We start from the raw sequence: 23,532 nt of genomic DNA on the forward strand, positions 1-23,532 counted from the left end.
CGCCCCGCCCGCGAGGGCGCGAGCGAGGTCAGACGCGGAAGATCGTGTGCACCGGACCGCAGACGTCCTGTCCGCCGAGCTCGGTGAGCTCCATCAGCACGGCGGTCCCGACGGTCCGGTGGCCGAGGCCTTCGAGCAGGCGCTGGGCGGCACGCAGGGTTCCCCCCGTGGCCAGCACGTCGTCGACGAGCAGCACGCGGGTGCCGCGGGGCAGGTCGTCCGCCATCTCGATCGTCGCCTGACCGTACTCGAGGTCGTACGAGACGGATGCCGCCGGGCGCGGCAGCTTGCCCGCCTTGCGGATCGGCACCATGCCGACGCCGCTCGCGGCGGCCACCGCACCGGCGATGAGGAATCCGCGTGCCTCGACGCCGGCGACGACGTCGAACTCGCGGGCGAAGGGCGTGATGATCGCGTCGATGACGGTGCGCAACGCGGTCGCGTCGGCGAGCAGCGGCGAGATGTCGCGGAAGAGGATGCCCGGTTCGGGGAAGTCCGGGATGAGCGCGATGAGCGACTCGGCGTGCTCGAGGGGGTCGGAAGTCACCGAACCACCCTAGGCCTGTTTCGAGAGGCCTCCGACGGCGACGACACGACTGCAAGCGCTTGCACTAGAGTGAGCGCCATGACCTCCTCCTCCGTGGACACGGCGGCATCGACCCTCGCCCCGATCGGGATCTCCCGGCCCGGCGCCGAGTGGTGGCGCACCGCCGTCATCTATCAGATCTACCCCCGCTCGTTCGCCGACGCGTCGGGTGACGGCATCGGCGACCTCGCCGGCATCACCTCGCGCCTGGGCGACCTCGCCGACCTCGGCGTCGACGCCGTCTGGCTCAGTCCCTTCTTCCGGTCGCCGCAGAAGGATGCCGGGTACGACGTCTCCGACTACTGCGACGTCGACCCGCTCTTCGGCACGCTCGCCGACTTCGACACCATGCTCGCGGAGGCGCACGACAGCGGCATCCGGGTCATCGTCGACCTCGTCCCCAACCACTCGTCCGACCAGCACGCGTGGTTCCAGCAGGCCCTCGCCGCCGAACCCGGCAGCCCCGAGCGCGCGCGCTACATCTTCCGCGACGGCAAGGGCGAGAACGGCGACGAGGCTCCCAACAACTGGGAATCGGTCTTCGGCGGCCCCGCCTGGACCCGCACGACGAACCCCGACGGCACGCCGGGCCAGTGGTACCTGCACCTCTTCGACTCGACCCAGCCCGACTTCGATTGGTCCAACCCCGAGGTGGGCGACGAGTTCGAGCGCATCCTCCGCTTCTGGCTCGACCGCGGGGTCGACGGTTTCCGCGTCGACGTGGCCCACGGACTGGTCAAGTCCGACGGTCTGCCCGACTTCGTGCCCGCCGAAGACGCCGGATCGATGGGCGGCGACAGCCTCGATGTCCCCTACTGGGGCCAGGAGGGCGTCCACGACATCTACCGCCGATGGAACCGCATCCTCGCCGAGTACGAGGGCGACCGGGCCCTCTGCGCCGAGGCGTGGCTGCCCACGGTCGACGAGACCGCTCTGTGGGTGCGCCAGGACGAGATGCACCAGGCGTTCAACTTCCCGTACCTGCAGACCGAGTGGGATGCCGACCACCTCACCGAGGTGATCTCCGAGTCGCTGCGCGCCTTCCCCGCCGTCGGCGCGCCGGCCACCTGGGTGCTGTCGAACCACGACGTCGTCCGCCACGCCTCGCGCCTGGCGCTGACGGCCGAGAACCCCCAGGGCCACGGCCTCGGACCCGACTCCCCCGGCCAGCCGGACCCTGTCGTGGGCCTCGCCCGCGCCCGCGCCGCGACGACGCTCATGCTGGCCCTCCCCGGCTCGGCGTACCTGTATCAGGGCGAGGAGCTCGGGCTTCCCGAGGTCGTGCACCTGCCCGACGACGCTCGTCAGGACCCGACCTGGTTCCGCACCGACGGCGAGCGCTACGGCCGCGACGGATGCCGCGTCCCGATCCCGTGGGAGGCCGACGCCCCCGGCTACGGGTTCAGCCCCACCGGCGCTTCGTGGCTGCCGCAGCCCGAGGAGTGGCACGGCCTCGCTCGTTCGGTGCAGGACGGCGACCCCGCCTCGACTCTGACGCTCTACCGCGAGCTCCTGGCGGCGCGCCGCCGGCACGACCTGGGAACCGGATCGCTCGAGTGGGTCGATCTGCAGCTCGGCGACGACGTCGTGGCGTTCCGCAACGGCGACGTGCTCGTCGTCGCCAACACCGGGACGGATGCGGTCGCACTGCCCGCCGGTGAGATCCTGGTCTCGAGCGTCGCCGGCCTCGCTGAGCGCGCTGAAGGCGGCTCCGAGCTGCCCGTCGACGCGGCGGTCTGGATCCGCGCGAGCTGACGAGAGGAGCGGGGGATGGTCGGCATCGACGACGTCGCGCGACGCGCCGAGGTCTCGACGGCGACCGTCTCCCGCACCCTCAGCGGCCGTGGTCCGGTGTCGCCCGCGACGCGCGAGCGCGTGCTGCGCGCGGCATCCGACCTCGGCTACGTCGTCTCGTCGGCGGCCTCGAGCCTCGCGTCCGGACGCACGCGCAACATCGGTGTGCTCGTTCCGATCCTGGACCGCTGGTTCTTCTCGCGCGTGCTGACGGGCGTCGCCGCGACACTCCAGCGCGACGGCTACGACGTCGCGCTGTACGCCCTCACCGCCGAGGCCGACGAGCGCCGCCGGGTGTTCGCGACGTCGCTCCGGCGTCAGCGGGTCGACGGGGTGATCGTCGTGTCGATGGCGCTCGCACACGACGAGATCGCGCAGCTGGGCGACCTCGGCCTTCCGGTCATCGCGATGGGCGGGCAGCTGGCCGGCCTGCGATCGCTCACCGTCGACGAGATCGAGGTGGCCCGGACCGCGACCGAGCACCTGCTCGGCCTCGGGCACCGCGACATCGCCCATATCGGTCTGCATCCGCAATTCGAGGGCGACTTCCACATCCCGTCGCAGCGTCGCCGCGGCTTCGAGGCGGCCTTGGCCGAGGCCGGTCTCGCACCGCGGGCCGATCGCTTCGCCGCCGCGGACTTCACGATGGCCGGCGGACACGACGCTGCGACGCGGCTGCTCCGCGACGCAGAGGCACGACCGACGGCGATCTTCGCGGCCTCGGACGAGATGGCGATCGGCGCGATGCTCGCGGCGCGGGAGCTCGGGCTGCGCGTGCCGGAGGACGTGTCGGTCATCGGGGTCGACGGCCACGACCTCGGCGGGTTCTTCGGGCTCACGACGGTCGACCAGTTCCCGGGGCGGCAGGGCGAGCGCGTGGCCTCGGCGATGATCGCCGCCCTGCGCGGGGCGGCGTCCGAGCCCCCGGCCGACCTCGACTTCGCCCTCGTGGAGCGGTCGAGCACGGCCCCACCCGCCTGAGTCGGGGCCCGAGGCGGCCGGGGCCGCGCCCACGCCGGGGCCGCGCCGGCGCCGATACATTCGTCGGACCCGCGGGGCCGGTGGGGTCCGGACGCCGCGTGCACACGACACCAGCACCGCGCATCCGACAGCTGTATCGCCCCAGGCTCTGCAACGGCCCCTAGGCGGCGCGCAGGCGGCCTCCCGTAGGCTCGAAGCATGGCCTTGGACCTCGACGCCCTCTACACCGACCTGCACCGGCACCCGGAACTGTCGTTCCAGGAGACGCGGACGGCCGCTGTCATCGCGGCTCGGCTCAGCGAGCTCGGTCTCCCGTACGAGGAGGGCGTCGGCCGCACCGGTGTCGTGACCGCGATCCGCAACGGAGACGGTCCCGTCGTGTGGCTCCGCGCCGACATGGACGGCCTGCCCGTTCCCGAGCAGACCGGCCTCGAATACGCCTCCACGGCGCGCGGCGTCGACCCTGCCGGCAACGACGTGCCCGTCATGCACGCGTGCGGCCATGACATGCACGTCACGGCACTGCTCGGCGCCCTCGAGCAGCTCGTCGGGACGCGCGACGAGTGGTCGGGAACCGTCGTCGCCGTCTTCCAGCCCGCCGAGGAGTACGGCGCCGGCTCGCAGGCGATGATCGCCGACGGCGTGCTCGACCGCTTCCCGAAGCCCGACATCGTGCTGGGCCAGCACGTCACGCCGCTCCCCGCGGGTGTCATCGGTGTGCGACCCGGCACGCAGATGGCGGCATCCGACGGCCTGACGGTCGTGCTGCACGGCCGCGGCGGACACGGCTCGCGCCCGCATTCCACGATCGACCCGGTCGTGATGGCGGCGGCGACCGTCATGCGGCTGCAGACGATCGTCTCGCGTGAGGTCGACCCCCGCGACGTAGCTGTCGTGACGGTCGGCTCGATCCACGCCGGCCTGAAGAACAACATCATCCCCGCCGAGGCCAAGCTCGAGCTCAGTCTGCGATACCCCGACGACGAGGCCCGCGAGCGCGTCCTGGCGAAGGTCGAACGCATCGTGCGCGCCGAGGCCGCGGCATCCGGCGCCGAGACCGAGCCGACCATCACGACCGATCACACCCTGCCGCCCACGATCAACGACCACACGGCGACCGCACGCCTGACCGCCGCCTTCGAGCGCGCGTTCGGCGAGGGCAGCGTCGTCGACCCCGGCATGTTCACCGGAAGCGAGGACGTCTCGTGGTTCGCGCGCGAGGCCGGCGTTCCGCTCGTGTTCTGGTTCTGGGGCGGCGTCGACCCGCAGAAGTTCGCGGATGCCGTCGCGGCGGGCACCGTCGAGCGCGACATCCCCACCAACCACTCCCCGTTCTTCGCGCCGGTCATGCACCCGACGATCGAGCGCGGGGTCGAGAACCTCGTCGTGGCAGCCAAGGAGTTCCTCGCATGAGCGACCCCAACGACCCGTTCGCCGATTTCGAGCCCTACGAGCCGCCGGCCAAGCCCGAGCGCGCGAAGCGCGAGAAAGCACCCCGGGAGCCCCGCGAGCCCCGGGAGCCCCGCGAGCCCCGGGAGCCCCGCGCGAAGAAGCCCCGCGCATCGCGCGAGCCCGGTCCCAAGCGCGAGAAGGGGGCGGGGACGCCCTCCGTCATGGCGGGCTGGCCCGACGAGCCCCTCGCGCCGCGTCCGGCCGAGCCGAGCAACGGCGGCGGCGGCGGCGGCGGCGATCGTCGTCTGCTCGTCATCCTCTCCAGCATCGCCGGACTGCTGGTCGTCGCAGTCGTCGTGGTGTTCGCGATCTACCTGACGCAGCAGTCCCAGCGTCAGGAGCCCGCGGCCGACCCGGTGCCCACGGCTCCGGCGACGCAGTCGATCCCGCAGCCGTCGGCGACCCCGCAGCCGTCGGAGAGCCCGAGCGCCCCAGCAGCGACCTCCGGCGTCGCGGTGACCGCCGACGGATTCACCATCAGCGACGCGAGCGGTTCGACGGTCTTCACGCACGCGTGGGCGGATGACGCGGCCCCGGCCGTGGCGGCGCTCACCGAGCTCTTCGGCGCGGCGCCGACGGAGGACTTCCAGAACGGCGACGCGGAGAACTACGCGTATCGGATCTACGCGTGGGAGGGCTTCCGGCTCTACGACGTCTACCTCAACGAGAGCAACCGTCCGCGATCCGAGGTCCCGGCACCGACGTTCATCTCCTACGACTCGGACATCGACGTGCCGGTGACCGACGACTTCGGCGTCGGGCTCGACATGTCGGCCGACGAGGTCGCGGCGCTCGGTCCCGACTCCGGTCAGGGCGGATCGTTCGTGTTCGGCTCGGATCGCAACACCTTCTACCAGGACGGGCAGCGCCGCTTCGGGGCAGCCGTCACGGTCGAGGGCAGCAAGGTCACCGTCACCTACACGTTCCGCGCCGGCCGCTGAGTCTGCCGCGGGTCGGCCGCGGGGCGGGCCCGTGCCGCGATCCAACGGATCGTCACCGACGCGCCGCGGCGCGGCATCCGTTCCCGGCGCGCCGTGACCGATTCGTTGCATCCGCGCACGCGGGCACGGCGAGAAAACGGCGGTTCGACAACGCTCTGGTGACGCTCGGCGCGGCGAGATTGCGCAGGATGCCGCGCCAGGCGTAATGTCGCCCGCCGTGACCACTGACAGTCGCGAACCGGGCGAGGAAACCACGCCTATCGCGAAGCGCATCCTCATCGGCGACCCGCTCGATTCCGAGAAGCTCGACGACCAGCTCCTGCCGAAGCGCCGGGCGCTTCCGATCTTCGCCTCCGACGCCCTGTCGTCGGTCGCCTACGCGCCCCAGGAACTGCTGATGATCCTGGCGATCGGCGGCACGGCGATGCTCGCCTTCAGCCCGTGGGTCGCGCTCGCGGTCGTGGCCCTGCTCATCGTCGTCGTGCTGAGCTACCGTCAGCTCATCAAGGCATACCCGTCGGGCGGCGGCGACTACGAGGTCGCGCGCACGAACCTCGGCGAGAAGGCCGGAGTCGTCGTTGCGGCCGCGCTGCTGGTCGACTACATCCTGACGGTCGCGGTGTCGGTGGCATCCGGTGTCGACAACATCATCTCGGCGTTGCCCGGTCTCGCCCCCTGGCGAGTCGAGTTGGCGGTCGGGTTCGTCGTCCTCATCATCATCGTCAACCTGCGCGGCGTGCGCGAGGCGTCGTCGGCGTTCGCCGTGCCGACGTACATCTTCATCGGCTCGGTCGGCGTCATGGTGGCGACCGGGCTCATCCGCACGCTGCTCGGCGACGCCCCCGTCGCCTCGAGCGCGCAGTTCGCGATGGAGGCCGAGAGCCTCAGCCAGGTCGCGCTCATCCTCCTGATCCTGCGGGCGTTCTCGAGCGGCTGCTCGGCCCTGACCGGTGTCGAGGCGGTCTCGAACGGAGTGCCGGCCTTCCGCGCGCCGAAGATCGCGAACGCGCAGAAGACCCTCGTCATGATGGGCACGATCGCCATCCTGCTGTTCTCGGGCCTGACGGCGCTCGGCCTCATCGCCGGCGTCCACTACGCGGAGGACCCCTGCGCCCTCGTCGGCTTCGACTGCGTCAACCAGCCGCAGCCGAGCCTCATGGCCCAGATCGCGGCTGCCACCTTCGGCATGGGGTCGATCCCGTTCTTCATCATCCAGGCGGCGACGGCGTGCGTGCTGCTGCTCGCCGCGAACACGGCGTTCAACGGATTCCCGCTGCTGGGCGCCGTGCTCGCCCGCGACGGGTACGCACCGAAGTCGCTGAACACCCGCGGCGACCGGCTCGTCTTCTCCAACGGCATGATCATCCTGGGGCTCGCCGCGATCCTCGTGCTCGTGGTGTTCCAGGCCGACCTCACGACGCTCATCCAGCTGTACATCATCGGCGTGTTCGTGTCGTTCTCGCTGGGCCAGGTCGGCATGGTCAAGCACTGGCGGCGCGAGCTGCGGCTGCTGCATCCGTCGGCGTCGGCCGACCGCGCGGAGGCCCGCCGGGGACTGGTCATCAACGGCATCGGCGCGACCTTCACCGTCGCGGTGCTCGTCATCGTCACCGTGACGAAGTTCACCCACGGCGCCTGGCTGGTGTTCATCGCGATCCCGATCCTGGCGTTCCTCATGGTCGGCGTCAGCCGCTACTACCGCGACGTCGAGCACGAGATCGCGATGGACGACGACGTGCATTACGGCTCGACCGGTGACGTCGCCCTCGTCCTGGTGAACCGCCTGCAGAAGCCGGTCGCGAAGGCCGTCGACTACGCCCTCTCGGCCAAGCACGACAAGACGATCGCCGTGCACGTGGCGGTGTCGAAGGAATCGGCGCAAGAGATCCAGACCGACTGGGAAGTGCACGGGATGCCGGTGCCGCTGGTGATCATCGAGTCGCCCTACCGTCAGTACGCGGCCCCGCTCGCCGCCTTCATCCGCAAGTACCGCGAGAAGCACGGCTCATCCGTCGTCACGGTCTACCTGCCGCAGTACATCGTCGGGCACTGGTGGGAGACCTTCCTGCATAACCGACGCGCCCGGCGCATCGCCCAGCAGCTCATGATGGTGCACGGCGTGCAGATCACCCTCGTTCCCTGGCTGCTCGACTCGTCGGAGATCGTCTACGGCCGCCGCTCGCGCCCGATGCCCGGCGACGACCGCGCCGGCCGCGCCTCCGCGACCTACGGCCTGGTGGCCCACACCGAGTCCCCCGACGAGCGCTGAGCCCGCGCCCGGCGCCCGGCGCGCGCGAGAGCGCGCCCTCTCGGCGAGGGCGCACCTTTCACGGTGCCTTCTCGCGGCAGCGGTACGCCCTCGCGCGGCGGATCGGGGGGTCAGGGGGCGAGGAGGAGGCGCTCGCGGCGGGAGAGGAGATCGGCGGTGCGCGCGGATACGGCATCCGCTCGCTGGGCGAGATAGTCGTTCAGCCCGCGCAGGCGCAGATCGAGGTCGGATGCCGCGGCCTGCGCGTCGGCGATGCGCTGACGCACCATGAAGTCGGAGATCACGTTGTCGAACAGCACGTCGAAGACGGCGAGCGACTCCGAGATCTGCACACCCGCGACCGGCGGCGCGTCGATGTCGGCGAGCTCGGTGGCGAGCGTCTCGAGGGCGCGGTTGACGGCCGCGAAAGCACGCGCGGAGCGTCCGATCCGGTCGTGCTTCATCCAGTCGGCGATCATGCCGCCGCCGAAGAACGTGTCGTAGGTCGACCAGCCTCCCGCGGCATCGAGGTCGCGCTGGGCGACGGCGAGCGCCTCCTGCGCCCGGCCGAGAGCGACCTGCGCCTCGGTGATCTCATGCGACTCGGCGCTGAGCTCGCCGGCCTCGGCGTCGAGTCGGGTGAGCTCGGCCGCGGCCTCCCGGCCGGCCACGCGCAGCTCTTCCTCACGCCGTCCGAGAGCAGCGGAGTAGGCGGCGTCCACGTCTCCCAGCGCGGCGATCTCGCCCTCGATGCGGGCGAGGTCGGCCCGGGCGTGCGCGAGTCGCTCGGTCGCGCCGTCGACGGCGTGCTCGGCCGCCTGCTGCTCCGCGCGTTCGACGGCGAGCTTGTCGTCGATGTCACCGCGGAGGAGGCCCCACACCTGCGCGGGCGAGAAGCGCTCGAGTCGACGGACGTCCGCTGTCTCGACCCGCAGCTTCTGCTGCATCTCGGTGAGCTCGCTCTCGCGTTGCTCGACGAGGCGGCGCGCGGCGTCGGCGTGCGCGGCCAGCTGGTCTCGCCGGGTGCGGTCGCGCGCCGCGTCGTGCAGTCCGCTCGGGTCGGGAGTCGTGTCGCTCATGCCCCCATCGTGCCAGCGCTCCCCGTCCGGCGCCCCGGCCCTGCCGGTGCCCCGGCTCGAGTGCGCACCGTCGCGGCGAGCGCGTACCCCGCACGGTGCGTTCTGGTGGCGGCGGTACGTTCTCGCCGCCAGCCGGCCACCCGCGCCCGAGCTCGGGTCGGTGGGCGGGCGTAGCCTAGAGGGGTGAGTTCTTCCGCCGTTCCCGCCGCGTCGCCGCGCGTCAGCCCGCTCGACGCGGTGTCGTTGCGCGCCGACTTCCCGATCCTCTCGGAGCAGGTCAACGGGCACCGGCTCGTGTACCTCGACTCCGCCGCGACGAGCCAGAAGCCCACCGCGGTCCTCGACGCCGAACGCGACTTCCTCACGCACGCCAACTCCGCCGTTCACCGCGGCGCGCACACGCTCGCCGCAGAGGCGACCGATCTCTTCGAGGACGCCCGTGCCGCCGTGGCCCGGTTCGTCGGCGCCCAGCCCGAGCAGCTCGTCTGGACCAGCGGCGCGACGGCCGGCCTCAACCTCGTCGCCTACGCGATCGGCAACGCCACGCTCGGCCGCGGCGCGCCCGCATCCGCACCGTACGCGCTGGCACCCGGCGACGAGATCGTCACGACGGCGATCGAGCACCACGCCAACCTCATCCCCTGGCAGGAGCTCGCCGCCCGCACCGGCGCCGTGCTCCGCCACATCCCGGCGCGTGCGGACGGCACGCTCGACCTGGATGCCGCGGCATCCATCATCGGCGAACGCACCCGGATCGTCGCCTTCACCCACGTCTCGAACGTGCTCGGCATCGTCAACCCGGTCGCCGAGATCGTGGCCCTCGCGCAGGCGGTCGGGGCGACGACCGTGCTCGACGCGTGCCAGTCGGCCCCGCACCTGCCGCTCGACCTCCCCGCGCTCGGCGTCGACCTCGCCGTCTTCAGCGGCCACAAGATGCTCGGCCCCTACGCGATCGGCGGACTCTACGGCCGCGCCGACGTGCTCGACGCGCTGCCGCCGTTCCTCACCGGCGGGTCGATGATCACGACCGTGACGCTCGACCACGCCGAGTACCTGCCGGCTCCCCAGAAGTTCGAGGCCGGAACGCAGGCCGTCGGACCGGCGATCGGTCTCGCCGCGGCTGTCCGCTACCTGCAGGATGTCGGGCCGGCGAACATCCACGCGCACGAGGTCGCCCTCGCCGAGCGCATGGGTACGGGCCTCCGCGAGATCCCCGGCGTCCGCCTGCTCGGCGACGCACCGGGAGCCGATCGCGTCGGCCTGTGGTCGTTCGACGTCGCCGGGGTGCACGCCCACGACGCGGGGCAGTTCCTCGACGCGCAGGGCATCGCGGTGCGCGTCGGACACCACTGCGCAGCTCCGCTGCACCGGCAGTTCGGGATGACGGCATCCGTCCGCGCCTCGACGGCGCTGTACAACACAGAGGACGACGTCGACCTGTTCCTCGACGCGGTGCGCGGCATCCGCGGCTTCTTCGGCGTCACCGACCAGGCCGAAGGGGCACACGCATGACCGGGCTCGACTCGCTGTACCAGGAGCTCATCCTCGACCACTCCAAGCACCCGGTCGGCAACCCGCTGCACGACGTCGGCGACGCCGCCCACGCCGACTCGCACCAGAAGAACCCCGTCTGCGGCGACGAGATCACGCTGCGCGTCGCCGTCGACGGCGACCGCATCACCGAGGTCTCGTGGGAGGGCACCGGATGCTCGATCTCGCAGGCCTCGGCGTCGATGCTCGCCTCGCTGGTCGAGGAAGAGGTCGAGGGTGACGGGATGACGCGCGCCGACGCGGCCGCCCTCATCGAACGCTTCCGTGAGGCGCTGCGCTCGCGAGGCAGCATCCCCCTCGACGAGGAGACCTTCGGCGACGCCGCGGCCCTGTCGGGCGTCTCGAAGTTCTCGGCGCGCGTCAAGTGCGCGATGCTCGCCTGGGTCGCCCTCGAAGACGGTCTCGGGCGGGCCTGAACCCCGGCCGTCCGGGCAGGCCGCGGGCCGGGCGCCGGTCAGGCCGACGGCCAGGCGACGGATGCCGCGGGCCAGTCCGACCGCTGCAGCTCGGCGAGCGTCTCGCGCTGGCGCTGCACCGACTCGAGCGAGTCCGTGCGGAACGCCGTCGCGATGACGACCTCGCGCCAATAGTCGTCGCGACCCTGGTACGTGGTGAACGCGCGCGTCGCGAGGGGCTCGAGCAGCGTCCACGCCTCGTCGGCGGTCAGGTAGCCGGCGACGTAGGCGTATCGGACACCGCCGATCGCGCGCTCGATGTCGGCGGCCAGCAGCAGCCGCGGCGGACGTCCCTCGTCGCCACGCGCGAGGTCGTGGATGTCGAAGACCGGCAGATCCGTGAGGGCCGCGATGCGCGACATCATGTGCTCGGCTGCATCGCTCCGCGCGACCTCGGCGAACCGTGTCGAGAGCACGCCGCGGGCGAGCGTGTCGGCGACGAGAAGCTCGGCGTCCGAGCGCGACACGATCTTGAACTGCTCGTCGAGAGCCGCGCGGAGCTGCTGCATGCCCGGCAGCGGCATCGCGAACCACGGCGATCCGTCGACCCCGTCACGGTGCTTGGCGCGCAGCTCCTGCGGCAGCTCCGCGAAGGTCGGCGTGAAGGCGAGCGACGAGTTCCAGCCGCGCATCGCGAAGTCGCTCGCGGCGTCGAGCGCCAGGATCTGCTGCTGCCGCGGCGTCAGCGGGCTGCGCGCCGCAAGGGCGAGGTACTGCCGCTGCGCGTCGCGCGGTGCGCGGGCATCGCGCACCGCGAGGACGATCGAGGCGACGAGCAGGCCCGCGCACATCCCGAGGAAGAGACCGAACAGGTTGTTGCCGAAATCCTCGCTGCCCACCCACACGTACGACAGCACGAAGCCCAGGATGCCGATCGGCACCGCGATCGCCGTCACGGGGAGGGCCCGCTTGCGCATGGCCGTGGGGTCGGCCTTGCGCCGCGCGTCCAGCATCCGCGTGTACCGCCGCCGCGGGCGGACGGGGAACTCCACGTCGCCGGGATGATTCTGCAGGGCGATCACGGGTTCGGTCACCCCATCATTTTGACAGCACCTCCGCCTCGAGGCGGGCGTAGGAGTCCTCCATGCCGTCGGCCATGCCGGTGGCGAGCACCGTGTCGCGCGTCTCCTTGTCGGGATACTCGATGAGGAGCGTGAGCAGGGTCGCGCCGTCCTCCTCGTACAGCTGCAGGTCGTTGACGGTACCGGGCCCCTCGACTCCCGACATCCGCTCGGTCGTGACCTCGCGGCGCGGCGCGTCGAGCTGCAGCAGCTCGCCCTCGAAACCGAACGCCGTCTCGGGCGCGCCCTCCTGCTCCCACGCGTAGCGGAACGTCCCGCCCACGTCGGTGGCGGGCTCGGCGACCGTCATGGTCCAACCGTCGGGACCCAGCATCCACTTCTTCAGCAGCGCGGTCTCGTGGTGCGCGCGCCAGACGAGCTCGCGCGGGCCGTCGATGAACCGCGTGATGCGCACGTGCGTGTCGTCGAGCAGTTCGACGCGCGTGCCCTGCCCCTGCGCGTACGCGCGGAGGTCTTGGACGACCGCGTCGAGCTGACCCATGGCGAGGCGCGAGCCCTCGATGGCGCCCATCGCGATGACCTGCTCGAGGCCTTCGGCCGAGGTGAAGTAGGTGACGTTCGTCAGGCGCGAGCCGGTCTCGGTCGTCTCGAACGAGAACAGCATGCGCATCGCAGGGAACTGCTCCATCGGCTCGCCGTTCTCGTCGGCGAACGCGTCGAGCACCTCGAAGCTGCGGCCCTCGTCGATCGCGATGAACTCCCAGGTTCCGCGCGACTTCTCGCCCTGCGGGCTCGACATGGCGTACTGCGCGCGTCCGCCCGGCGTGAAGTCGAACCGCGTGAAGGTCGCGGGCCAGCCGGGAGGGCCCCAGAAGCGCTCGAGCTGCGCGGGCTGCGTGAACGCGCGCCAGAGGCGGTCGACGGGCGCGGCGACATCCGCCACGAGCGTCATCGTGAGGTTCTCGGCATCGGTGGTGATGTCGGTGACGGGCATCGGATTCTCCTTCGAACGGATGGTGCTCGTGGGTTGGTGCGGGCTTGCGGTCTGCGGGGTCAGTCTTCGGGCTCGGCGAGCAGCGCGTCGAGCCGGTCGACGCGGGCACGCCAGAGGTCTTCGTAGCGGGCGAGGAGGGCCCGGGCGCGGGCGATCATGGCGGGGTCGGCGCGGACGAGGCGCTCGCGCCCCTCGGCCCGCTTGACGATGAGGCCGGCCGTCTCGAGGACGCCGATGTGCTTCTGCACCGCGGCGAACGACATGTCGTAGTCGGCAGCGAGCGCCGACACCGACTGCTCGTGCTCGATCGTGCGGCGGAGGATGTCGCGACGCGTCGCCGTCGCGAGCGCGTGGAAGAGGCGGTCGATGTCGTCATCGCTCAGCTCGCTCCGCTCACTCGGTCGGGGATCGTTTCGTGCAACCATTTGGTTGTACGTTAGGACTCGGCGTGGGTGGTGTCAATGCCCCCTGCGGAACGGACTTCGGAGATCGACGCAGAACTCGGACCGCGACGCCGCATCCCCCCGAATCTCGCGTGATTCTCCGACGTTTGGCGGGATGCAGACGCGGTGGCGCCTACGCGCCCGGTCAACGCGAAGCGCAGGCGACGCACATCGTGGCGTGAGGGCGCACCTCGAGGCGCTCGACCGGGATGTCGCGGCCGCAGCTCGCGCACACGCCATAGGTGCCCGCGGCGACGCGGGCGAGGGAAACCTCGACCTCGGCGAGCTCGGCCCGTGCAGCGCGGCGCAGAGCCTCGACGCGCTGCCACTCCCCCGACAGCGTCGAGCCCTCGGGGTCGTGCTCATCGTCGGCAGTGGCGTCGGCGCGGTCGTGACGGAGGCTGTCGTCGTCGGCATCGAGCCGGTCGAGCTGCACGGTGAGCTCGCGCTTGCGCTCGTGCAGCCGCGCTTCCGGGTCCATCCCGCGACCCTACGCCCGCAGGAGGTCGTCGCGGCGACGCGGCTCGCGCCACCTGTCTTTCACGACGACACCGGCCAGGATGACGGTGACGGCGAGCGCATGGAGGGCGATGATCGACGGCCCGTAACTCGGCCCGACGAACACCGACTCCCCGGTGGGGGCCGTGTAGCGGCATCCGACGCCGAGGGGGAAGAGCTGCCAGGCGCCGTGGGCCGCGACGGATTCGGGCACCACGGATAGGTCGAACACCGGGCGGTTGCCCACGGCGTGCGCGCAGGCGCCGCTCGGCCCGTCGTTGATGCCGGCGGGCATCGCTGCCAGCAGGGCTCCAGCCCACAGCACCGCGGCGACGAAGGCGAACGACAGGTTCAGCGCGCGGGTGCCGGTCCGTGACGTCATCCGCGAACCTTACCGAGGGGCCCGCCCGGTGCGCTTCGGCCACGCGAGTCGCTACGTCAAGCCGGTGACATCGGCGGCCGGATCGGCGCACGCTGGGGGTGGAAGGGAGTACGACATGACCGAACACCACGACAACGAGGCCGAGCACGCCGACGAGGGCGCCCAGCACGCCCCCGACGAGAACCCCTCGACGGAGGAGCTCGAAGAGCCCAGCGTCGCGAAGGAGCCGGGCGAAGAGCCCAAGGCCCGGGAGCAGAAGGACGAGGAGCCGAGCCACCACGCCGTCGGCATCGGGGTCATCGACGACGAGTCCTCCCCCCTCGCGCCCTGACCCCGCCCCCTGACCCGGCCGTGAGGCGGGGCATGGCGATACATCTGCAGGACCGGTGGTGCGGGTGTCGTCTCGGCGCAGGGTGCGAGGCGACACCAGCACCGGCCGTCCGACGGATGTATCGCCACGCAGACCGTGAGGGCGGCGTGAGGAGCGGGCGCGAGGCCGTATGGATTCCGTGAGGACCGCGGGAGCGGCATCCGGCGGGGTGTTGCATCGGATCTCGTGCTCGACCTCATCTATCTCGCCGCGATCCTCGCGCTCTTCGCCGTCGCCGGCCTCATCGCCCGGGGGGTCGAGAAGCTGTGATGGTCTTCTCGCTCCTCGCGGCGGTGCTGGCCGTCGCCGCCATCGTCTACCTCGTCGTCGCCCTCGCGCGGCCCGAACGGTTCTGACGTGGATGCCGCGCAGATCGGGTTCACGTCGCTGCAGATCGCGACCCTCGTCCTCATCCTCGTCCTGCTGTACCGACCCGTCGGCGACTACATCGCCCGCGTCTACACCTCGCCGCGCGACCTCGCCGTCGAACGGGGCGTCTATCGCCTGATCGGGGTCGACCCGCGCGCCGAACAGACCTGGCAGGCCTACGCCCGCGGCGTGCTCCTGTTCTCGCTGGTAGGGGTCGTGATCGTCTACGGCCTGCAGCGCCTCCAGCCGATCCTGCCGTTCAGCCTGGGCCTTCCCGCACCGAGCGAGCACCTCGCGTTCAACACCGCCATCTCGTTCGTGGCCAACACGAACTGGCAGTCGTACTCGCCCGACACGACGCTCGGCTACACCGTGCAGTTCGCGGGCCTGGCCGTGCAGAACTTCGTCTCGGCCGCGGTCGGCATGGCCGTGGCCATCGCCCTCGTCCGCGGCTTCGCGTATCGCCGCTCCGGCACGATCGGCAACTTCTGGGTCGACCTCGTGCGCGGGCTCGGCCGCATCCTCCTCCCGATGGCGATCGTCGCTGCCGTCGTGCTGCTCGCGGGCGGCGTGATCCAGAACTTCGCCGGCTTCACCGACGTGCAGACGATCGCCGGCGGGGCGCAGTCGATCCCGGGCGGACCTGTCGCCAGCCAGGAGGCCATCAAGCTGCTCGGCACGAACGGCGGCGGGTTCTTCAACGCGAACTCCGCGCACCCGTTCGAGAACCCGACGCCGTGGACGAACCTGTTCGAGATCCTGCTGCTCCTGGTCATCCCGTTCGCGATGCCGCGCGCCTTCGGCCGCATCGTCGGCGACGACCGCCAGGGCTATGCGATCGTCGCCGTCATGGGCGGGATCTTCCTCGCCTCGATCGCCCTCGGCTCGTGGGCGGAGGCGTCGGGCGGGGGCACGGCGACGCAGCTCGCCGGCGCCGCGATGGAGGGCAAGGAGACCCGTTTCGGCGTCGCCGCGTCGGCCCTGTTCGGCGGCGCGTCGACCCTCACCTCGACCGGCGCGGTCAACGCGATGCACGACAGCTTCACACCGCTCGGCGGCATGATGCCGATGCTCAACATGATGCTCGGCGAGATCGCCCCCGGCGGTGTCGGCTCAGGGCTGTACGGGATGCTGGTGCTCGCCATCCTCGCCGTCTTCGTCGGCGGCCTGCTGATCGGACGCACGCCCGAATACCTCGGCAAGAAGATCGGGCCCCGCGAGATCAAGCTCGCGAGTCTGTACATCCTCGTGACGCCGACGCTCGTGCTCGCCGGAACGGCGCTGAGCTTCGCGATCCCGGCCGTTCGCGCCGACGTCGAGAGCACCTCGATCTGGAACCCGGGCGTCCACGGCCTGAGCGAAGTGCTCTACGCGTTCACCTCCGCGGCGAACAACAACGGCTCGGCCTTCGCCGGCCTCACCGCCAACACCCCGTGGCTCAACACGGCGCTCGGCGTCGCGATGCTGCTCGGCCGGTTCATCCCGATCGTGCTCGTGCTCGCCCTCGCCGGATCGCTCGCCGCACAAGACACGGTGCCGTCGAGCGCCGGCACGCTCCCGACACACCGCCCGCAGTTCGCGGGCCTGCTCGCCGGCGTCGTCGTGATCATCACCGCGCTCACCTACTTCCCGGTCCTCACCCTGGGCCCCCTCGCCGAAGGACTCTCCTGATGTCTGCCCCTCTGACCGAAACCCGGCCCTCATCCGGCCCGTCGTCCGCCGACCCGGCCGCCGGCCCGGCACCGCGCCGCCGCAGCGCGTTCAGCCTCGAGCAGGTCGGCGCCGCCCTCCCCGGCGCCGTGCGCAAGCTCAACCCCGCCGCCCAGTGGCGGAACCCCGTCATGTTCCTCGTCTGGGTCGGCGCCTCCCTCACGTCGGCGCTCGCGATCGCGGAGCCGTTCCTCGGCGGACCCGAATCCTCGGGCGGCACGACCGTCCCGGCCGGGTTCACGTGGGGCATCGCGGTGTGGCTCTGGCTCACCGTGTTCTTCGCGAACGTGGCAGAGTCCGTCGCCGAGGGCCGCGGCAAGGCGCAGGCGCAGGCGCTGCGCAAGACCCGCACGACGACGACCGCGCGCCGCGTCGTCTCGTACGACGAGCGGACGGATGCCGCGGCCCGCGGCGCCGCGACCGAGGAGGTGCCCTCGGCCGACCTGCGGCTCGGGGATGTCGTGCTCGTCGAGGCGGGCGAACTGATCCCCGGCGACGGCGACATCGTCGACGGCATCGCGACGGTCGACGAGTCGGCGATCACCGGCGAATCGGCTCCCGTCGTCCGCGAGTCGGGCGGCGACCGGAGCGCCGTCACGGGCGGCACCCGGGTGCTCTCCGACCGCATCGTCGTGCGGATCACCTCGAAGCCCGGCGAGACCTTCGTCGACCGGATGATCGCCCTCGTCGAGGGCGCCGCGCGGCAGCGCACACCGAACGAGATCGCCCTCAACATCCTGCTCGCGAGCCTGTCGATCGTCTTCGTCGTGGTCGTGCTGGCGATGAACCCCATCGCGTCGTACAGCGCCTCACCCGTCAGCATCCCGGTGCTCGTCGCGCTGCTGGTCTGCCTGATCCCGACCACGATCGGCGCTCTGCTGTCTGCCATCGGCATCGCGGGGATGGACCGCCTCGTGCAGCGGAACGTCCTGGCCATGTCGGGACGCGCGGTCGAGGCGGCCGGCGATGTGACGACGCTCCTGCTCGACAAGACCGGCACGATCACCTACGGCAACCGTCGCGCATCGGAGTTCGTCGCGATGACCGGCGTCGACGGCGCCGAGCTCGCCCGCGCGGCATCCCTCTCGTCGCTGTCGGACCCGACGCCCGAGGGCACCTCGGTGGTCGAGCTCGCGGCCTCGCAGCACGTGGTGGCCGAGCTGCCGCGCGATGCGGTGGCCGTGGCCTTCACGGCGCAGACCCGCATGAGCGGCGTCGACCTGCCGGGCGGCACGCAGGTGCGCAAGGGCGCGTCGGGGTCGGTGCTCGCCTGGCTCGACGCCTCGGCGCGGCCGGTCTCGCCCGAGGCCCGCGCCGAGCTGCTCCACCACGCCGACGCGATCGCGCAGTCCGGCGGCACGCCGCTCGCCGTCGCGACCCTCGACCCATCCGGCACCGGAACACTGCTCGGCGTCATCCACCTGAAGGACGTCGTCAAGGACGGGCTGCGCGAGCGCTTCGACGAGCTGCGCTCGATGGGCATCCGCACCGTCATGATCACGGGCGACAACCCGCTGACCGCCGCCGCGATCGCGAGAGAGGCGGGCGTGGACGACTTCCTCGCCGAGGCGACGCCCGAAGACAAGCTCGCCCTGATCCGCAAGGAGCAGGAGGGCGGTCACCTCGTCGCGATGACCGGCGACGGCACGAACGATGCGCCCGCGCTCGCGCAGGCCGATGTCGGAGTCGCGATGAACACGGGCACGTCGGCGGCGAAGGAGGCCGGCAACATGGTCGACCTCGACTCGGATCCGACGAAGCTCATCGACATCGTCCGCATCGGCAAGCAGCTGCTCATCACGCGCGGCGCCCTCACGACGTTCTCGCTCGCGAACGACATCGCCAAGTACTTCGCGATCATCCCGGCGATGTTCATGGGCGTCTTCCCGGGGCTCGCCGCGCTCAACATCATGCAGCTGTCGTCGCCGGCATCCGCCGTCACGAGCGCGATCGTGTTCAACGCGATCGTCATCATCGTGCTCATCCCGCTGGCGCTGCGCGGCGTGAAGTACCGCGCGGCCAGCGCCTCGTCGATCCTCAGCCGCAACCTCGTCGTGTACGGGCTCGGCGGCGTCATCGCCCCGTTCGTCGGCATCAAGCTGATCGACCTCGTCGTCAGCCTCATCCCGGGCTTCTGAGCCCCCTCCTGGAGACCTGTCATGTCCACCGCCCGCGCCTCGCTGCGCACCTCCGCCGTCGCCGTCCGCGCGATGGTCGTCCTCACCCTCGTCCTCGGGGTCGGCTACACCCTGCTCATCTCGCTGATCGGCCTCGCGCTGCCGGCGCAGGCGAACGGATCGCTGCTGCGCGACGCCGAGGGCCAGGTCGTCGGCTCGTCGCTCATCGGCCAGTCGTTCACGGATGCCGACGGCGAAGCGCTGCCGCAGTACTTCCAGTCACGCCCCTCGGCGGCCGGCGACGGCTACGACGCGGCCGCCTCGAGCGGTTCGAATCTCGGCCCGAACAACGCCGACCTCGTCGCAGCCATCGAGGAGCGGCGCACGGCGATCGCCGACCGCGAGGGCGTGGCCGTCTCGGACGTGCCGCCGGATGCCGTCACCGCCTCGGCGTCGGGCCTCGACCCGCACATCTCGCCGGCGTACGCCGAGCTGCAGGTCGCCCGCGTCGCGGCCGAGCGCGGGCTGTCGGATGCCGAGGTGCGCGACCTCGTCGCGGAGAACACGGCCGTCCGTGATCTCGGGTTCCTCGGCGAGCCGCGGGTGAACGTCGTCGAGCTGAACGCGGCGCTGGACGGCCTCGCGCGATGAGCTTCCTCCCGGGCACGGGTGCAAGGGATGCGGGGCGGCGCGCCGGGCAACAGCGCCCTTCGGCGGGGTGTCGGGCCGGATCCCTTGCATCGCGGCCCGCAGGAGCGGGTCGAGCCGGGCGCGGGGAGAACTAGGGTGATGCCGTGAAGCGGGGACGGCTGCGGGTGCTGCTGGGAGCGGCGCCGGGCGTGGGCAAGACCTACGAGATGCTCGAGGAGGGCCGCCGGCTGCAGGATGCCGGGGTCGACGTCGTCGTCGCGATCGTCGAGACCCATGGACGCGCCGCGACCGCCGCGATGACCGCGGGCCTGCCGATCGTTGCGCGCCGCCGCATCGAGCACCGGGGCGTCACGCTCGACGAGATGGACCTCGACGCCGTGCTCGCCCGGGCCCCGCGCGTCGCGCTCGTCGATGAGCTCGCCCATACCAACGTCGGCGGATCGCGCAACGAGAAGCGCTGGCAGGACGTCGAGGAGCTCCGGGATGCCGGCATCGACGTCATCACGACCGTCAACGTCCAGCACATCGAGTCGCTGGGCGACGTCGTCGAGCAGATCACCGGCGTCGCGCAGCGCGAGACGGTGCCGGATGCCGTCGTGCGCTCGGCCGACCCGATCGAGCTCGTCGACCTCGCGCCGCCGTCACTGCGCGACCGCCTCGCCGCCGGCCTCGTCTACCCCGCCGAGCGCATCGACGCCGCCCTGTCGAACTACTTCCGGCTCGGCAATCTGACGGCGCTGCGGGAGCTCGCGCTGCTGTGGCTCGCCGACGAGGTCGACAGCGCTCTGCAGGACTACCGGGCCGAGCACGGCATCCGGGGCACCTGGCAGGCGCGCGAGCGCGTCGTGGTCGCGCTGACCGGCGGCCCCGAGGGCGAGACGCTGATCCGCCGCGGGGCCCGCATCGTCGACCGGTCGGCCGGCGGCGAGCTCCTGGCCGTCCACGTGTCGGGTCAGGACGGGCTGCGCACCGCCGACCCCGCCGCCCTCGCCGCCCAGCGGGCCCTTGTCGAGTCTCTCGGTGGCAGCTATCACCAGGTCGTCGGTGACGACATCCCCGCCGCCCTCGTCGAGTTCGCGCGGTCGGTCAACGCGTCGCAGCTCGTCGTCGGCGTCAGCCGTCGCGGCCGGCTCGCTGCGGCCCTCAGCGGCCCGGGCATCGGCGCCACCGTCATCCGCGAGTCGGGCGATATCGACGTGCACGTCGTGACGCATGCGGCCGCCGGCGGCCGCTTCACCCTGCCCCGTGTCGCCGGCGGAGCGCTCAGCGTGCGGCGCCGGATCCTCGGTTTCGTCGTGGCGCTCACCGGCGGGCCGCTGCTCACCTGGCTGCTCGTCGCACTGCGGAGCCCCGAGTCGATCACGAGCGATGTGCTCGCGTATCAGCTGCTCGTGGTGGTGGTCGCGCTCGTCGGCGGCCTGTGGCCGGCGGTCTTCGCGGCGGTGATGTCGGGGGTGACGCTCGACTTCTTCTTCGTGGCGCCGCTGTACACCGTGACGGTCTCCGATCCGCTGCACGCGTGGGCGCTGATCCTGTACGTCGTCATCGCGCTCCTCGTGAGCGTCATCGTCGACCGCGCGGCCCGGGGCACGCGCGCGGCCCGGCGGGCGGCGGCCGAGGCCGAGCTGCTCGCGGCGGTCGCGGGCAGCGTGCTGCGGGGCGACGGCTCGATCCCGGCTCTCGTCGCGCGGGCGCGCGAGGCCTTCGGGATGTCGGGCGCCCGCCTGGTCGCGTCGGACGGAACCGTCGTCGCCGCCGACGGCGAGCCCGTGCGCGACGACCGCCACCTGCGCGTCGACGTCGGACGCGAGGCTGTGCTCGAACTCCACGGCAGCGAGTCGGAGCAGCTCGACGGCTCGGAACGCCGGCTGTTGGATGTCGTCGTCGCGCAGCTCGCCGCCGCCCTCGAGCAGGCCGACCTGCAGCGGGCGGCGAGCTCGGCGTCGGTGCTCGCCGAGACCGACCGGGTGCGCAGCGCCCTCCTCTCAGCGGCGAGCCACGACCTGCGACGTCCTCTCGCCGCGGCCGTCGCAGCGCTCGGCGGGCTGCGGGCTGCGGGACCCGCGCTCGGCGACGCCGACCGCGACGAGCTGCTCGCGACCGCCGACGAGAGCCTCGGCACGCTGACCTCGCTCGTGACCGACCTGCTCGACGTGAGCCGCATCGAGGCGGGTGCTCTCGCGGTCGCCCTGCGGCCGGTCGACACCGCCGAGGCCGTGCTCGCCGCCGTCGACGAACTCGGCCTGGGGCCCGGCGCGGTCGAGCTGGCGATGGATGAGGCGATCGAGCCCGTGCTGGCCGACCCTGTGCTGTTGCAGCGCGTGCTGGTGAACGTGCTCGCCAACGCCCACCGCCACTCGCCGCCCGGAACGCCGGTGCGCATCAGCACGAGCTCACTGGGCGAGCGGGCGCAGATCCGCGTGATCGACCACGGACCCGGGATCCCGGCCGAACGCCACGGCGACGTGTTCGCGCCCTTCCAGCGGCTGGGCGACACCGACAACACGACCGGGCTCGGATTGGGGCTCGCGCTGTCGAAGGGCTTCACCGAGGGGATGCAGGGTCAGCTCGTCCCCGAGCAGACCCCCGGTGGCGGCCTCACCATGGTGATCGAACTGCCCCTGGCATCGTCGGCGGCACCAGAGGGCAGGATCGAGGGGTGAAAGTCCTTCTCGCCGACGACGACCCGCAGCTCGTGCGGGCGCTGCGCATCACGCTCGCGGCCCACGGGTACGACGTCGTCGCGGCGGGTGACGGGGCCGCCGCGATCGCCGCGGCCGCGGCCGAGCACCCCGACGTCGTGGTCCTCGATCTGGGGATGCCGCGCCTCGACGGCGTCGCCGTGATCGAGGCCGTGCGGGGATGGAGCGCCGTGCCGATCATCGTCGTCTCGGGGCGCACCGGGTCGGCCGACAAGGTGGCGGCGCTCGACGCCGGCGCTGACGACTACGTCACCAAGCCGTTCCAGATCGACGAGCTGCTCGCGAGGCTGCGCGCGCTGACCCGGCGGGCCGGCGGTGCGGCATCCGTCGCCGTCGTGCGGTTCGCCGATGTCGAGATCGACCGGGCCGCCAAGACCGTCACGCGCGGCGGCGAGCGCGTGCACCTCACGCCGACCGAGTGGCGGATGCTCGACTTCCTCGCGCGGAGCCCCGGGGCGCTCGTGACCCGGCAGGACCTGCTGAAGGAGCTGTGGGGCACCGAGCAGGTCAACGACACCGGGTACCTGCGTCTCTACGTCTCGCAGCTGCGGAAGAAGCTCGAGGCCGATCCCGCGCATCCTGAGCACCTGCTGACGGAGTCGGGCATGGGGTACCGGCTCATCGTCGACTGACCGCCGCTCGCTACGATCTGGTCGTGCCCATCGACATCCGACCGCCGAGGCCTGACGAGCTGAGCCTTCTCGAAGACATCGAGAACGACGCCGACGCACTGCTCCGCGATCGGCTCGACCCGCCGACCTGGTGGCCGGCGCCGACCGGCGCGTCGCGTGCCGACGAGGCCGGCTTCCTGCTGGTCGCCGATGTCGGCGCCGGCGTGATCGCCGGGTTCGTCCATGTGCTCGAGGTCGACCGCCACGCTCACCTCGAACAGCTGTCGGTGTCGCCCGAGCACGGGCGCCGAGGGTACGGCCGCAAGCTCGTCGAGGCGGCGATGACGTTCGCCCGCGACCGCGGCCACGACCGGATGTCGCTCCGCACCTTCGCCGACGTGCCCTGGAACGCCCCGTTCTACGAGCGCCTCGGCTTCGCGGTGACCGAACCGCGTTCGGAGTTCGAGCTCATGCTCGTCGAGACCGAGGAGCGCATGGGACTCAATGCCCTCGGCCCGCGCGTGCAGATGACCGCGGATCTGCGGTCGTAGCGAGCCGCGCCACGACCGGCGGATT

Annotated in this window: 22 protein-coding genes; 15 read left to right on the top strand and 7 right to left on the bottom strand. The window is 71.8% G+C overall.

The features are described 5' to 3' along the window. Positions 1 to 28 precede the first annotated feature (28 nt). A complete protein-coding gene (locus CBF90_RS00900) occupies positions 29 to 547 on the bottom strand; it encodes an adenine phosphoribosyltransferase (RefSeq protein ID WP_023953175.1) in 519 nt (172 codons plus the stop codon). Positions 548 to 625: 78 nt separating this feature from the next. On the opposite strand from CBF90_RS00900, the gene CBF90_RS00905 reads away from it, so the two are divergent. The 5 genes from CBF90_RS00905 to CBF90_RS00925 all read left to right on the top strand — a co-directional run bounded on the left by CBF90_RS00905 (position 626) and on the right by CBF90_RS00925 (position 8,023). Next, the gene (locus tag CBF90_RS00905) at positions 626 to 2,341 is read left to right on the top strand and encodes a glycoside hydrolase family 13 protein (RefSeq protein WP_088379677.1); all 1,716 of its coding nucleotides are present in this window, start codon (positions 626 to 628) and stop codon (positions 2,339 to 2,341) included. Between the two features lie 15 nt (positions 2,342 to 2,356). Further along, positions 2,357 to 3,361, top strand: coding sequence for a LacI family DNA-binding transcriptional regulator (locus CBF90_RS00910; protein WP_088379678.1), 1,005 nt, complete (start codon positions 2,357 to 2,359; stop codon positions 3,359 to 3,361). Between the two features lie 198 nt (positions 3,362 to 3,559). Beyond that, positions 3,560 to 4,774, top strand: coding sequence for an amidohydrolase (locus tag CBF90_RS00915; protein ID WP_071918749.1), 1,215 nt, complete (start codon positions 3,560 to 3,562; stop codon positions 4,772 to 4,774). Next, on the top strand, positions 4,771 to 5,754 hold the full coding sequence (locus CBF90_RS00920) for a hypothetical protein (protein ID WP_088379679.1): 984 nt from the start codon (positions 4,771 to 4,773) through the stop codon (positions 5,752 to 5,754). The genes CBF90_RS00915 and CBF90_RS00920 overlap by 4 nt, the downstream gene beginning before the upstream one ends. Before the next feature lie 205 nt (positions 5,755 to 5,959). Then, the gene (locus CBF90_RS00925) at positions 5,960 to 8,023 is read left to right on the top strand and encodes an APC family permease (protein ID WP_023953183.1); all 2,064 of its coding nucleotides are present in this window, start codon (positions 5,960 to 5,962) and stop codon (positions 8,021 to 8,023) included. A 110-nt stretch (positions 8,024 to 8,133) separates the two neighbouring features. Here CBF90_RS00925 and CBF90_RS00930 read toward each other — a convergent pair whose 3' ends face one another. Beyond that, positions 8,134 to 9,081, bottom strand: a complete 948-nt coding sequence (locus CBF90_RS00930) for a hypothetical protein (RefSeq protein WP_088379680.1) — start codon at positions 9,079 to 9,081, stop codon at positions 8,134 to 8,136. Positions 9,082 to 9,264: 183 nt separating this feature from the next. Between CBF90_RS00930 and CBF90_RS00935 the strand changes: the two genes are divergently transcribed. Both CBF90_RS00935 and sufU read left to right on the top strand, forming a co-directional pair. Continuing rightward, positions 9,265 to 10,593 (top strand): SufS family cysteine desulfurase, encoded by a 1,329-nt coding sequence (locus CBF90_RS00935; protein WP_088379681.1) that lies wholly within the window; start codon positions 9,265 to 9,267, stop codon positions 10,591 to 10,593. Then, positions 10,590 to 11,048, top strand: a complete 459-nt coding sequence (gene sufU, locus CBF90_RS00940) for a Fe-S cluster assembly sulfur transfer protein SufU (RefSeq protein WP_023953189.1) — start codon at positions 10,590 to 10,592, stop codon at positions 11,046 to 11,048. Before CBF90_RS00935 ends, sufU begins: the two co-directional genes overlap by 4 nt. A 38-nt stretch (positions 11,049 to 11,086) precedes the next feature. Here the strand turns inward: sufU and CBF90_RS00945 are convergent, their stop codons facing one another. The 5 genes from CBF90_RS00945 to CBF90_RS00965 all read right to left on the bottom strand — a co-directional run bounded on the left by CBF90_RS00945 (position 11,087) and on the right by CBF90_RS00965 (position 14,426). Then, entirely contained in the window at positions 11,087 to 12,121 is a 1,035-nt protein-coding gene (locus tag CBF90_RS00945) for a DUF1266 domain-containing protein (protein ID WP_240482580.1), read from the bottom strand. Between the two features lie 4 nt (positions 12,122 to 12,125). Next, the gene (locus CBF90_RS00950; protein WP_088379682.1) at positions 12,126 to 13,103 is read right to left on the bottom strand and encodes an SRPBCC family protein; all 978 of its coding nucleotides are present in this window, start codon (positions 13,101 to 13,103) and stop codon (positions 12,126 to 12,128) included. 59 nt (positions 13,104 to 13,162) lie between these two features. After that, a complete protein-coding gene (locus CBF90_RS00955) occupies positions 13,163 to 13,528 on the bottom strand; it encodes a helix-turn-helix transcriptional regulator (RefSeq protein WP_088379683.1) in 366 nt (121 codons plus the stop codon). A gap of 163 nt (positions 13,529 to 13,691) precedes the next feature. Continuing rightward, positions 13,692 to 14,027 carry a TraR/DksA C4-type zinc finger protein gene (locus CBF90_RS00960; RefSeq protein ID WP_088379684.1) on the bottom strand — a complete coding sequence of 112 codons (336 nt, stop codon included), beginning with the start codon at positions 14,025 to 14,027 and terminating at the stop codon, positions 13,692 to 13,694. A gap of 9 nt (positions 14,028 to 14,036) precedes the next feature. Further along, positions 14,037 to 14,426: a hypothetical protein gene (locus CBF90_RS00965; protein ID WP_088379685.1), complete on the bottom strand. Its 390-nt coding sequence runs from the start codon at positions 14,424 to 14,426 to the stop codon at positions 14,037 to 14,039. Between the two features lie 115 nt (positions 14,427 to 14,541). Between CBF90_RS00965 and CBF90_RS00970 the strand changes: the two genes are divergently transcribed. The 8 genes from CBF90_RS00970 (at position 14,542) to CBF90_RS01005 (ending at position 23,507) form a co-directional block, all read left to right on the top strand. Beyond that, positions 14,542 to 14,757 (top strand): hypothetical protein, encoded by a 216-nt coding sequence (locus tag CBF90_RS00970; protein WP_088379686.1) that lies wholly within the window; start codon positions 14,542 to 14,544, stop codon positions 14,755 to 14,757. Positions 14,758 to 15,065: 308 nt separating this feature from the next. Continuing rightward, complete coding sequence (locus tag CBF90_RS00975; RefSeq protein WP_088379687.1) at positions 15,066 to 15,152, top strand: potassium-transporting ATPase subunit F; 87 nt, start codon at positions 15,066 to 15,068, stop codon at positions 15,150 to 15,152. A 1-nt stretch (position 15,153) separates the two neighbouring features. Beyond that, positions 15,154 to 16,836 (top strand): potassium-transporting ATPase subunit KdpA, encoded by a 1,683-nt coding sequence (kdpA, locus tag CBF90_RS00980; protein WP_088379688.1) that lies wholly within the window; start codon positions 15,154 to 15,156, stop codon positions 16,834 to 16,836. Then, positions 16,836 to 19,013 carry a potassium-transporting ATPase subunit KdpB gene (kdpB, locus tag CBF90_RS00985; protein ID WP_088379689.1) on the top strand — a complete coding sequence of 726 codons (2,178 nt, stop codon included), beginning with the start codon at positions 16,836 to 16,838 and terminating at the stop codon, positions 19,011 to 19,013. Before kdpA ends, kdpB begins: the two co-directional genes overlap by 1 nt. Before the next feature lie 21 nt (positions 19,014 to 19,034). Continuing rightward, positions 19,035 to 19,643, top strand: coding sequence for a potassium-transporting ATPase subunit KdpC (gene kdpC / locus CBF90_RS00990; RefSeq protein ID WP_088379690.1), 609 nt, complete (start codon positions 19,035 to 19,037; stop codon positions 19,641 to 19,643). Positions 19,644 to 19,786: 143 nt separating this feature from the next. Continuing rightward, positions 19,787 to 22,306 carry an ATP-binding protein gene (locus tag CBF90_RS00995; protein ID WP_088379691.1) on the top strand — a complete coding sequence of 840 codons (2,520 nt, stop codon included), beginning with the start codon at positions 19,787 to 19,789 and terminating at the stop codon, positions 22,304 to 22,306. Beyond that, the gene (locus tag CBF90_RS01000) at positions 22,303 to 22,977 is read left to right on the top strand and encodes a response regulator (RefSeq protein WP_071918761.1); all 675 of its coding nucleotides are present in this window, start codon (positions 22,303 to 22,305) and stop codon (positions 22,975 to 22,977) included. The genes CBF90_RS00995 and CBF90_RS01000 overlap by 4 nt, the downstream gene beginning before the upstream one ends. Before the next feature lie 23 nt (positions 22,978 to 23,000). Then, on the top strand, positions 23,001 to 23,507 hold the full coding sequence (locus CBF90_RS01005; protein ID WP_071918762.1) for a GNAT family N-acetyltransferase: 507 nt from the start codon (positions 23,001 to 23,003) through the stop codon (positions 23,505 to 23,507). Positions 23,508 to 23,532 lie beyond the last annotated feature (25 nt).

This window comes from Microbacterium sp. AISO3, from assembly GCF_002204305.1.
GTDB lineage: Bacteria > Actinomycetota > Actinomycetes > Actinomycetales > Microbacteriaceae > Microbacterium > Microbacterium arborescens.

Bases quoted from the DNA above. Each gene is read 5' to 3' on its own strand.
- CBF90_RS00960 (WP_088379684.1), bottom strand. From the start codon at position 14,027: ATGGACCCGGAAGCGCGGCTGCACGAGCGCAAGCGCGAGCTCACCGTG.
- CBF90_RS00955 (WP_088379683.1), bottom strand. From the start codon at position 13,528: ATGGTTGCACGAAACGATCCCCGACCGAGTGAGCGGAGCGAGCTGAGC.
- CBF90_RS00950 (WP_088379682.1), bottom strand. From the start codon at position 13,103: ATGCCCGTCACCGACATCACCACCGATGCCGAGAACCTCACGATGACG.
- CBF90_RS00920 (WP_088379679.1), top strand. From the start codon at position 4,771: ATGAGCGACCCCAACGACCCGTTCGCCGATTTCGAGCCCTACGAGCCG.
- CBF90_RS00915 (WP_071918749.1), top strand. From the start codon at position 3,560: ATGGCCTTGGACCTCGACGCCCTCTACACCGACCTGCACCGGCACCCG.
- CBF90_RS00975 (WP_088379687.1), top strand. From the start codon at position 15,066: ATGGTCTTCTCGCTCCTCGCGGCGGTGCTGGCCGTCGCCGCCATCGTC.
- CBF90_RS00930 (WP_088379680.1), bottom strand. From the start codon at position 9,081: ATGAGCGACACGACTCCCGACCCGAGCGGACTGCACGACGCGGCGCGC.
- CBF90_RS00925 (WP_023953183.1), top strand. From the start codon at position 5,960: ATGTCGCCCGCCGTGACCACTGACAGTCGCGAACCGGGCGAGGAAACC.
- sufU (WP_023953189.1), top strand. From the start codon at position 10,590: ATGACCGGGCTCGACTCGCTGTACCAGGAGCTCATCCTCGACCACTCC.
- CBF90_RS00970 (WP_088379686.1), top strand. From the start codon at position 14,542: ATGACCGAACACCACGACAACGAGGCCGAGCACGCCGACGAGGGCGCC.
- CBF90_RS00905 (WP_088379677.1), top strand. From the start codon at position 626: ATGACCTCCTCCTCCGTGGACACGGCGGCATCGACCCTCGCCCCGATC.
- CBF90_RS00910 (WP_088379678.1), top strand. From the start codon at position 2,357: ATGGTCGGCATCGACGACGTCGCGCGACGCGCCGAGGTCTCGACGGCG.
- kdpC (WP_088379690.1), top strand. From the start codon at position 19,035: ATGTCCACCGCCCGCGCCTCGCTGCGCACCTCCGCCGTCGCCGTCCGC.
- CBF90_RS00965 (WP_088379685.1), bottom strand. From the start codon at position 14,426: ATGACGTCACGGACCGGCACCCGCGCGCTGAACCTGTCGTTCGCCTTC.
- kdpB (WP_088379689.1), top strand. From the start codon at position 16,836: ATGTCTGCCCCTCTGACCGAAACCCGGCCCTCATCCGGCCCGTCGTCC.